9 protein-coding genes are annotated in these 11,727 nt (G+C 26.2%); 3 read left to right on the top strand and 6 right to left on the bottom strand.

Going from position 1 to position 11,727, the window contains the following annotated elements; genetic code table 11:
• Positions 1 to 185: 185 nt before the first annotated feature.
• The 5 genes from jag to rpmH all read right to left on the bottom strand — a co-directional run bounded on the left by jag (position 186) and on the right by rpmH (position 3,676).
• Complete coding sequence (gene jag, locus Q0K52_RS13375; RefSeq protein WP_297300242.1) at positions 186 to 893, bottom strand: RNA-binding cell elongation regulator Jag/EloR; 708 nt, start codon at positions 891 to 893, stop codon at positions 186 to 188.
• Between the two features lie 69 nt (positions 894 to 962).
• The gene (gene yidC / locus Q0K52_RS13370) at positions 963 to 2,825 is read right to left on the bottom strand and encodes a membrane protein insertase YidC (protein WP_297300240.1); all 1,863 of its coding nucleotides are present in this window, start codon (positions 2,823 to 2,825) and stop codon (positions 963 to 965) included.
• Positions 2,826 to 2,916: 91 nt separating this feature from the next.
• Positions 2,917 to 3,126, bottom strand: coding sequence for a membrane protein insertion efficiency factor YidD (gene yidD, locus Q0K52_RS13365; protein ID WP_297300238.1), 210 nt, complete (start codon positions 3,124 to 3,126; stop codon positions 2,917 to 2,919).
• A 3-nt stretch (positions 3,127 to 3,129) separates the two neighbouring features.
• The gene (gene rnpA / locus Q0K52_RS13360; protein ID WP_297300236.1) at positions 3,130 to 3,477 is read right to left on the bottom strand and encodes a ribonuclease P protein component; all 348 of its coding nucleotides are present in this window, start codon (positions 3,475 to 3,477) and stop codon (positions 3,130 to 3,132) included.
• A 55-nt stretch (positions 3,478 to 3,532) separates the two neighbouring features.
• Positions 3,533 to 3,676, bottom strand: coding sequence for a 50S ribosomal protein L34 (rpmH, locus tag Q0K52_RS13355; RefSeq protein ID WP_008723263.1), 144 nt, complete (start codon positions 3,674 to 3,676; stop codon positions 3,533 to 3,535).
• A 187-nt stretch (positions 3,677 to 3,863) separates the two neighbouring features.
• Here rpmH and Q0K52_RS13350 point away from each other — a divergent pair, with 187 nt between their 5' ends.
• On the top strand, positions 3,864 to 4,346 hold the full coding sequence (locus tag Q0K52_RS13350) for an ATP-binding protein (RefSeq protein WP_297300234.1): 483 nt from the start codon (positions 3,864 to 3,866) through the stop codon (positions 4,344 to 4,346).
• Between the two features lie 25 nt (positions 4,347 to 4,371).
• Positions 4,372 to 5,925 (top strand): ATP-binding protein, encoded by a 1,554-nt coding sequence (locus Q0K52_RS13345; RefSeq protein ID WP_297300232.1) that lies wholly within the window; start codon positions 4,372 to 4,374, stop codon positions 5,923 to 5,925.
• 755 nt (positions 5,926 to 6,680) lie between these two features.
• On the opposite strand, the gene Q0K52_RS13340 is transcribed toward Q0K52_RS13345, so the two are convergent.
• On the bottom strand, positions 6,681 to 7,490 hold the full coding sequence (locus tag Q0K52_RS13340; RefSeq protein ID WP_020003819.1) for a class I SAM-dependent methyltransferase: 810 nt from the start codon (positions 7,488 to 7,490) through the stop codon (positions 6,681 to 6,683).
• A 691-nt stretch (positions 7,491 to 8,181) separates the two neighbouring features.
• On the opposite strand from Q0K52_RS13340, the gene Q0K52_RS13335 reads away from it, so the two are divergent.
• The gene (locus Q0K52_RS13335; protein WP_297300228.1) at positions 8,182 to 11,508 is read left to right on the top strand and encodes a DUF4132 domain-containing protein; all 3,327 of its coding nucleotides are present in this window, start codon (positions 8,182 to 8,184) and stop codon (positions 11,506 to 11,508) included.
• Positions 11,509 to 11,727 lie beyond the last annotated feature (219 nt).

Genomic DNA, 11,727 nt, shown 5'->3' with positions numbered 1-11,727 from the left:
TGCACTTTTTGCAACTTTTTGCGGCGGGAAAAAGTTGACTAAAAAAATGACAAAGTTAAAAATTTTTGGTATATACTAAAATTTTTATATTAAAAAATTAAATATATTATTTGTACTTTAAAAATTATGCAATAAAAAAGGGGGACTTTTAAATCCCCCTGAATTTCTAAATAAATATTATTTAATTATCTATTTCTATAATATGATTTATTATAACCGCCTCTGTCATTATATCTTTTATTGTTGTTATATCCGCCTTTTCTTTTTGAATAAACTTTTACGCTTCTGTATGGAGGCTCACCATCACTTTTAGTTTCAACATCTTGATCGTTTTGAAGCTCTAAGTGTATGATTCTTCTCTCATAAGGCGACATAGGAGCTAAAGCAACAACTCTTCTAGTCTTTTTAGCCTGCTGAGCAGCCTGACGAGCTATATGTTTTAAAGTTTCTTCGCGTCTTTCTCTATAACCATCAACATCTAATATGATATGTCTTTCTGCATCATCATTAAATTTTTTAGAGGCTATTAATGATATAATAAATTGTAGAGCTTCTAATGTAGCTCCTTTTTTACCTATTAAAACACCAGAATCTTCTGTTGAAATATTAATATAAATTCTTTTCTCACTTTCTTCTTTAGCAGTTACTTCAGCTTCCACACCCATATATTTTAATATATTAGATACTATAGATTGAAATTCACCTAAATTCGTAGAAATTTCTTCATAATAAACGCGAATAATGGTTGGGGATTCTTCTCCGAAACCTAATAAAGTGCGTTTACCCTTATCAATAACTTCAATTCTAACCTGATCCTCTGTAAGATTAAGTTCTTCTAGTGCCTTACTAACGGCTTCCTTTTCTGATTTACCACTAAACTCTTTTACTAACATAGTATCCTCCTTTCTATATGATAAAGTAATATTTTTTACCACTTTGTTAATTGTTTGATTTTTTATTTATTACTTTCTTTTTCTCTTTTTCTTTTTAGTATTTGTTTTCACTTCTTCTACAACAACTTCATTTGTATTAGATTTGTCAAGTTTTGCTGTTATAAACTGCTGAATAACACCAAATATGTTCTGAGCAGTCCAATATAAAGCAAGACCGCTTGCAAAATTATAAAACATAAGTAACATCATTAAAGGAAAAATTGTAGTCATCATCTTCATTTGTGTAGCGACTGACCCTGATGTAGCGGCTGAAGATGAAGGCTGTAATTTCATACTTAAATAACTTGTTAATGCCATAACTATAGGGAATAAGTTAAAGTTAAATCCTCCTAATATTGGTATTCCTGCTGGAAATACAAATAACTTATCCGGTGATGAAAGGTCTGTTATCCATAAAAATGGTGTATTTCTAAGCTCTACCATTGACTGCATTAAATAGAAAAATGCTATCAATAATGGGAACGGCAATAACATAGGAAGACAGCCTCCTAATGGATTAATCTTCTCTTTCTTATAAATAGCCATTATTTCTGCATTCAATTTTTCCGGATTATCTTTATACTGCTCTCTTATACGCTCTATCTTTGGATTAACTAATTGCATTTTTTTCATAGATTTATAAGAAGCATTATTTAATGGGAATGTTACAATCTTAAATAACAATGTAAATAAAAGTATAGCTAAAGCATAATCATTAGTTATATTATACAAAGCATTAAGCATAATATCTAATATATAAGTCAAAGGTCTTAAATTAAGTCCTAAGAAAGATTCTTGGAATATAGATTCATAAGATTCTTCAACATAATATTTAGAAAATAATCTTCTAACTTTAGGACCCATAAATACAGAATAAGTATCTGTTATAGAATCACCGCTTTTTATATTATGTTTAGAAACTAAATTAGCTAAATGGAAATCATTTCTATATTCATTTGTAGAAGGTTTTGAAAAAGTCATAGTTTCAAAAACTGTATTATCAGGCTGTGCTGATGATGAAATAATAGCAAAATATCTATTATTTAAAGTAACCCATTTATCTTGACCTTCATAAACATTATATCTCATCTGATTAGTTCTTATTCCTCTTGAAGAAGAACCGAATAATCTTGAAAATATATTATCTTTTACTATATCGCCTGTTAATAATATTTTTGATTTACCATTTCCTTTTATTAAATATTGTGCTCTAGTAGCATCTTCTCTAACAGAGTTCTTATCAGTTCTATAAGGTCCTATACCAGTACCTAAGAAATATGAGTAAAATAAAGGCAAATCTTTTTCACCGATATTTTCTATAGTTACAGAATTTTTTAATTGATAAGGATCTTCTCCAAAACTAAAAGTTTTAGTAATTTTTACCGGCACATCATCAACAATAGCATTTGCACTATAAGTTACAGAATTACCATTATTATCTAATAATTGATAATCTAAATTTTCAGGTAATGCGACAGAATTAGAAAGATTTTGAAAAGTTACAGTAAATGGATATATACCCTCATAAACTTGTTCAACCATGTCTATAATTTTATTAGTTGCCTCTGGTCCTAAATCCTGAGGATGATAATTTTTCAATTTATATGAATAAAGAGAACCATTTTTAAATGTAGCTATAACATATTCATTCTCTAAAGTTTTTTCATTATTTATTACTGAATTAGTATTTTCTACACTTTGAATTTTTTGCATTTGTGCAGTATTCAATAGAGGGTTAACATTATTGCTTGCTGTATTACTCACAGCTGAGGAATTCGTATTTGTATCTGAACTATAAACAGGCTTCATTGTTTTAGCCTGATAGAACATATAAATGAACATTATTATAGCTGAAAGACCAATTGCTATAACCATTCTTTTATTATTGCTCATAAACTATTAAAGCTCCTTAAATCAATTATATACAACAAAATAAGTATTATTTAAGCAATTAAAAAAGGAAGATGGCCTAACATATAAAATATTATGGTACTGGATCATATATTTTCTTTGCTAGAGGATTACATCTCAGTACTCTGGCAATTGCGAGAAAACTACCCTTTATAGCACCATGTTTAATAACTGCCTGTTTAGCATACTCCGAACATGATGGTATATATCTGCAAGAAGGCCTCAAATAAGGGGAAATGGCCTTTTGATAGAAAAAAATTAAGAGCAAAAGAATATTTTTCATAATTTACGAAACCTTCTGAAATAAATTTAGCAAATCTCTTTTACAATCATTATACGAATGGGAATAGTAACTATCAAATCTATTTATAATAATAAAATAATCATAGCCTACAGGTATCTTATCTTTAGAACTTCTATATATTTCTCTTACTATTCTCTTAGCTCTATTTCTGCCTACGGAATTAGTTTTATTTTTTTTGATAGCTACAGCAAACCTAGAATACAAGCGATTATTCTTCAATAAAAATATAGTATAAAGGGAATTACTTATCCTTCTAACACCATTATTTTTATTGAAGAATACAGTTATATCATTTCTATGCTTTAATCGCTCTTTGCTATATAATTTCAACAATATCCCCTATCACAGTTTTCCATAAGTACTGTTTGATAATTGCTTAATATTTTTACTCATCGGCAGCTGTTAAACGATATCTACCTTTTCTTCTTCTGCGTTTTAGAACATCGCGTCCATGTTTGGTTGCCATACGTTTAAAAAAACCAAATTTTCTTGCACGACGCAACTTACTTGGCTGATAAGTTCGTTTCATTTTGTCTCCTTAAAGATTGTATTTCTTTTTATTTAATTATTTTCATCAAAAAATTTAATACAAATGTACTGAAGTATTGTACTATATAAATTTTATTTTGTCAAGCATATAAAAACCATATTAAAAAATAATATCCACTATAATAATATAAATTTGATTTATATTATTATAGTGGTATAATAGAATAATGAAAAAGTATATTCTCGAAAATAAATTAGAAGATATTACACCTCTAATAGAAGAAATCAGTCTTGAAGTAAAAAAACTTATAGGAAATTCTGAATTAGACTTATTTGCAGCAGCATTATATGAAGTGATAATGAATGCTATAGAACATGGTAATTTGAGTATACCTTATGAAATGAAAAAAGAATGGCTCAAAAAAAATATATATAATAAAAAATTAAAAGAGCTGTTAAAAACAGAAAAAGCTAAAACTACTCATGTTGATATCGTTCTAAAAATTGAAGATGAATATATTAGTATTAATGTAAAAGATCAAGGTCTTGGTTTTAAACCTAAACAGGAAGCCAAAAAAATAAATAATGATGGTTTTGCACGTGAAAGCGGCAGGGGCATAATGATGATTAAATCATATTTCGATGAAGTGAAATTCAACAAAAAAGGCAATTCCATCACACTTATAAAATACCTTCCAAAAGAACAATAAATTACTAAAAAAAGAGATTCTATCTATGGATAAAAATAACAAAAAAATTAAAAAAGTTAAAGATACTAAATTCTTCAAAAAATCTCCTCCTATACAGTTGGATACTGGTTTTGTAAATTTGGAAAGATTTGTTGCTATAAATGAATATGATGACGGAACTTTCTCCAGAGAGTATAATTGCGATATTATTAACAGAAAAGGAAGAGACGCTGTTATTATTGTTCCATATACATATATAGACAATCAAATTCATGTACTTATGATAAATACATTCAGACCGGTTGTATATTATAGAGAAAAAGTGATGACTGGTAAAAACCCTGAGGATATAGATGAACACATTATGAATTTTCTTGAATTCCCTGCAGGAATGCTTGAAGAAGATGAAATGAATGATAAAAATCCTAGCAATGGTATAAAAAAATGTGCTCAAAGAGAATTAGAAGAAGAAACTGGATATTCTGTGGAATTAAAAAATGTTCATGTATTAGGTCATAGATATTATAGTTCTTCTGGAATAATTACAGAGAGAATAAATATTGCAACATGTGATATTACAGGAATAACACCTAAAAAAGAAATAAAAACTGATGGTTCTGTTATGGAAGAAAGTATAGAAACTTTTTTTGTTCCATTTGATAAAGCTATGAAATGGTGTAAAGATGGTGTTATAAAAAATGCCGGTACAGAAATAGGACTTAACAGACTTTATTTCTCAATACTTTATGAACATCAAAAAAAGCATAATTTAATACTTCAAAAAAGACTTCGTACTCTTTTGAATGAAATTAATTCGCTAAAAAAAAGTGCTGAACATTATAATAAATTGATAAGAGAGTTTAAAGCTACTGTTTCTCATGAATTAAGACACCCTTTTACTGAGATTATGGGATATATTAATCTTCTTAAAAAGAACAATATGCCTGAAGAAAAAAGAGAAGAATTCTTTAATATAGTTACAAGAAGCATAAAAAAACTTTATGATACTAATAATAATCTAATACAAATTGCTTTAAAAGATGATGATAGTAATAAATATCTTTCTGAATTTGATGTAGAAGAAGAATTAAACATTATAATAAATGGTTATAAATTCATATATCCTAAAGACATAGAAGTAGAAATGAATATAGAAAAAAACTGTAATATATTAATAGGATACCATGAAAGATTTAGACTTATTATGGAAGGAATAATATCAAATGCATTCAAATTTACTAAATCAGGAACAATATCTATAAATATAAGAACACTTGATACTATAGAGAAAAAGTCTCTTGATTTCTCACCTGATTTATTTAATTATCATACAATGCAAAATATAATTCCAAATGAAATAGAGATAATGGTAAAAGATACAGGAAAAGGAATAAAACCTAGCCAATTAAAAAAGATTTTTATGCCATTTTATCAATGTGATTCAAGATTTGAAAGGGAATACGGCGGCATAGGTATAGGGTTATCAGTTGTAAAAGATTTACTTGACACTATGCAGGGCACTATTACTATAGACAGTTCAGAGGGAGCCGGCACTATAGTAAAATTGAGAATACCTTTTGGAATACCAAGTAAAAACTGATTTTAATTAAAAATTTAAGCATATCCAAAGTGTTAATCAAATTTATAATTTTGAAACGCACGGGAATAAGTAAAAAAAATAATAAAATTTGAATTACGAACAATTCTATATATTTAGTTTTACTCTACGTGCGGTGAATAAACTACAAATTTAAAAAAATTTTGGGTGGGCTGCTAAAATAACTGAATAAATTAAAAAGAAAAATTAAACTATAATCCAGAAAAAATTTTAAAGACTTGAGGGCGGGAAACTGTAATTTAAACTTTATTAAATAAAAGATACTCTAACGCACGGTAAACAAATTTAAAAAAATAATAAAATTTGAATTACGAACAATTCTATATATTTAGTTTTACTCTACGTGCGGTGAATAAACTACAAATTTAAAAAAATTTTGGGTGGGCTGCTAAAATAACTGAATAAATCAAAAAGAAAAATTTAACTCTAATACCAGAAGAAAATAAGAAGCCTTAAGGGGGAAACTGTAATTTAAACTTTATTAAATAAAATATTCATCTAACGCACGGTAAATTAAATTGCAAAAATAATAACATTTGAATTACAAACAATTCTATATATTTAATTCTATTCTACATGCGTGAATAAACTATAATTTTAAAAAATCTTGGGCGGGCAGCTAAAATAACAGTATCAAACCAAAAAACAAAAAATAGCATATCAGTAACATAATAATACAAATAAATTTAGAGGGCGGGGAGTGAGAATAAAATTTATTAAACTAAATAAAGAATATTTTAAACAAGTCTTATATGAATAGTATTAAAGTTTATCATATTTTTTGCAAATGGTAAATGTCTTAATATAGCCATAAGTCCCCATCTATTTTTAAAATAATCAGCATAATTATAACTGTTTATAAATCTTATATGACTGCTTAATTTTTCTATATCTGATGGTATATCTAATCCCCATCTAAATACTGTATTTGTTTCTTTTACTGTTTCATGAAGTTTTGTATTTTTAGCAAAAATTGTAGGTATAGTATCGAATATAAAATGGCAGTTAATAAAGTTTTCAGATAGTTTTTCAATTAATTCTTTTATATAACTTTCTTCTATATACATCAATACCCCCTCAGATATTATTATAACAGTTCCTCTTACTTTAATATTTTTTATCCACCTATAATCTAGTATAGATGATGATATGCATTCATAATTTTTATTATTTTCTAGTTCTTTAAAAAATTGTTTTCTTAACAAAATAACATCTTCAAAATCTATATCATACCAATAAATATTATCCTTTATAAATCTGCTTACTCTTGTATCTAGACCTGCTCCTAAATTGATAATACTAAAACTTTCTGCTGAACTTTTTTCAATAATATCTCTTATTATATCATCTATTATTTTTGTTCTTACACAAGTACCTACTTGAGTTCCTTTAGAGTTTTTGAACTTTGAAAAATCATAATTTATTTCTTTTAATATTTCTATAGATTTATAATCTTTGATAATTGAATCTTCTCTTTTACTTTCTTCTGCTTTAGCCCATAGTGTAATTAATAAAGTTTCAGATACTCCGTTTAAATTAATATTCATAATATAGCTCCTCTAAATGTTAGAATAGTCTAACATTTTTAATTATACATGTTTTATATTTTTTGTCAAATTCTTAAAAATAAAAAATATATTTATGATGCATTCCATTTTAATATTTTATTTATATTTTAAAGTTTTATTTAAAAATATTATTACAAATTAATCATTAGTTAAGCCTTGAATCTGTTTAACGTACGGTAAATAGAATTTGTATATACCTAAACAATTACAATTTGTCAAAAATAAAATCATATTTTGTTTTTAATATCTGTGGCTTTGCTGCGAAACACACAGTCATGCCGAACCCCACTGGTGCCCCAAAGAAGCTATATCCTCAATAAACTCAGATATGCTTCGCAAAGGGGTATATTTTAGCTTAAATTAATAATTTATCTTACATGTAATACTATTTTAATATGATTGAGCACTAATTTTATACTTGCACTTTTTGCAACTTTTGGCAAAGCCCGCAGAGCGAAGGCTGGAAAAAGTTGATATAAATACAATTAAAAAATAATAATATTTGCTTAAGAAACATATAAACCAAACAGTGAGCCGAAACCAGCAAATAAATTTATTTATTTGCTAATTATAGGCGAAGGCGAACATAGCAACAGTAATAAAAATTTGACATAATAAAAAAAATTAATTATACTATATAAAAATACTATTGAAAGATGAGGTACTAACTATGGAGAATAATATCAGTAATGAAGAACAAATAAGAAATAAGTTTGAAAGAATATTCCAATATGAAAATAATAAGAATGCATTTCTTGATTATTTTTATGGAAAGTCAAACAGCTGCCCCACTTTAAGAAATTATTACGGTTATGATGCTGAAGACATTTTTAGGTTTTATTTTGATGAAAATACTAAAGAAGAAGATAAAAAAGCTCTGTCAAGATACGCTGAAGCTATAATAAAAGATATATACAAAGACAAAAATGTTCATATAATTTTAAGATTATCTACTGGCGAAGATTTAGAAAAAGCATTAATAGAAAGTTATAATAATACGTATGAAAGAACTATATATGATAAAAAATATTCTAAAGCAACTTTAGCTAATAATGAAGCATCTAAATATATACAAATACAAGTAAATAATTTTTATAAGTTTTCAGAATTAGAGGCCTATGTATCTAAAGACTTTAATAAATACTTAGAAAAAGTAAAAAATGACAATAAAGTATTATTAAATAAAGAGCCTCATTTATTATTAACTATTTTGGTATACCTCATAAATAGAGATGATGATAAAAGCCTCATCAAACAATTATTAAATTATATAGATTCTCTAAAAATCAATGATGAAGAAACTATATCATTACTTTTTACTATAGTTGATAAAGATAAAGAAGTTTATAAAAGATTAATGAATATTTTAAATAAAGATAACAATATGATTTATTTTCTTGTGAATATATACAAAGATATGACAAGAACTATAAAACTATATAAAAGATTATTTAAAGGATATTCAGAGGATAAAGGCTATTATTATTACACACAAAAACTTATACCTGAATATTTAGAACTATGCAATTTCCCTAAAGAATGTATTTTGTTAAACACAATAGTTAATAATAACACTCTTTTTATTTCATATTTAACAGTAGAAGCAAAAAAATTATATGATGAAGACAAAGAAACTTTTTATAAGCTTTATGAGATAATAGAAAAATCAAAATTAGAAAATTTATATCTTGATTATGCTATGCTTTCATCAATTATGCTTGCAAGCGGTAATAATAAATATAATATAGATACTAATTCTATTGTAGAAACTCTCAAAACAATGTGCGTTGAGCTATTAAAGATAATGCAGCCTATTAAAAGTTTTGATGAAATAACTTCTAAAAGCTTTAAATATGTAAAAGAAGAACCTTACACTAATCATAGTCATTATTTGTCAGCTATAATGTCCTTTGACGGTATAAATGATGAAGCATCAGAAATTACTACTAAATTATTAAAGCATTATGGAATATACGGCAAAATTTCTATTTATGTTTCTATTCAGAAAATATTCTATAATAGAAATATTTTGGAAGCTAAAGAAAAATTAGTTAATGATAAAAAAGTACCATTAAAAGATATTTATTTATCATTATTAGATTCAAAAGATAATATTATCACACTTATAAAAAATAATGCAGAAGAAACAAAATCTATTATGGAAGAAAAATCGTTTATCACTTCTATAACAGCAAATATTAGCGGTACTATATCATTTATTAATTGTCTTTTCAGTGATGAATTAAAAGAACTTATTGATAATAAATTTGATTTTGTTTTCAAAGTTCTCGACACAGCAAAATCAAAAGAAATAAAAAAGTATTGTGTATCAGTAATTAATAATAATGAAAGCATTGTAAGAAGCGAAGTAGAAAAATTAGCGAATGAAGGAAAAGAAGCATCAAGAACAGTTTATAAAGAAATAATTAAATATTGGGACTTACAAAAGTTTGATGATGATTTCCAATTTACAAGCGTTGAAGAAATAGAAGAATATTTAAATAAATACTATAATGAAGGACATGAAAGTTTAATAAAAGATATAGACGAAAATATACTTTCTAATATTTTATTAAAAGATAAAACAACTAAAGCACCTTTAAAAATAGTTCAGTATGTGTTTATGGAATATGTCGCATTAAAAGAGCCTTCAATATTAAAAGACTGCAACAAGATAGCAGAGTTTTTTGATATTGATTCATTTAGAAATGCACTTGATAGTATATATTCTAATTGGCTTAACAACAAAGCAGATACAAAATTAAAAAATATACTTATTCCATATTGTATTTTCCAGCCTGAAGATAAACTATTAAAGTTAAAAGCACAAATTGAAGAATGGGCATTGAATTCAAGAGGAGCATTAGCAGCACATGCAGTATATGCTATAGCATTAAATGCAAGCAAATTTGCATTAGTTTTAGTTGATACAATGTCTGTAAAAATTAAAAATAATCAGGTTAAAAATGCTGCTAAAGATGCATTAAAAAAGACAGCCAAAGCATTAGAGATTTCAGAAGATGAGCTAATAGACAAAATAATTCCAGATTTAGACTTTGACAAAAAAGGAATGAGAGAACTTCATTACGGAGGAGAAGCAAACAGAGTATTTAAACTTCAAATAAAAAATGATTTCACTATCGAAGTAACAGATTCTAATGAAAAAGTTTTAAAATCACTTCCAGCACCAAACAGCAAAGATGATAAAGAAACTGCGGATGCATCAAAAAAAGAATTAACTTTGATAAAGAAAAATATAAAAATGATAACTTCCAATCAAATAACAAGATTAAATAAAGTTTTATTAAACGGAAGAAAATGGTCTTATAAAACTTTTACTGAGCTTTTTGTGGACAACCCAATAATGAATATATTTGCTTTAAAACTTATATGGGGCGTTTATGATGAAAAGAATAATTTGATAGAAAGCTTCAGATATATGGAAGACGGTTCTTTCAATACCTTCGATGAAGAAGAATATATATTTGAAGACAGTTTTAAAAATAAAAAGAATATTACTTTAGTTCACCCTATAGAATTAGATGAAGAACAATTATCAAAATGGAAAACTCAATTAAATGACTATGAAATATCACAGCCTATAAATCAGCTTGATTTATTATTTGAAGAAGTAAAAGAAGAACACATAAAAAACAACAAAATCATTTCTTTTGAAGATCAGGAAATAACAGCAGGCGAAATAATGTCAATGGCAAATAAAATGTCATTTGAAAGAAGCAGAGATATTGAAGATGGCGGAAGCTATACTTATTATGAATTAAAAGATTCTATATTAAATATTGCATGCCGTATAGATTTTGAATATATGTGGTTTGGAATAGAGGCTAACGAAAAAGTAACATTTAAAAATATTGCTTTCCACAGGCTAGATGAAAATGGAAACTGCAATGAAGAAGAATATATAAATCCTTTAGACATTAACAAAAGATTTACTTCATCAATATATGGAACAGTAAAATCTTATTTTATAAAGTAAAGACTTTTATAACCTGCATATATCTTTATTATAAAATATATGCAGGTTTTATAATTTTTTAATGTTTTTATTATTTTCGATGGCTAGTCCTCAAAATAAACTAAATGTAAAAATTGTATGTGTTAGAAACTTAAATTTTTATTATATACTGAAAATTTTTAAGTTTGTCATTTTTTTATTCAACTTTTTCCCGCCGCAAAAAGTTGCAAAAAGTGCAAG

This window comes from uncultured Brachyspira sp. (assembly GCF_944390845.1).
Taxonomy (GTDB): Bacteria; Spirochaetota; Brachyspiria; order Brachyspirales; family Brachyspiraceae; genus Brachyspira; species Brachyspira pulli.
The sequence above is the reverse complement of the archived record's forward strand: the minus strand, read 5'-3'. Positions and strand labels throughout refer to the sequence as shown.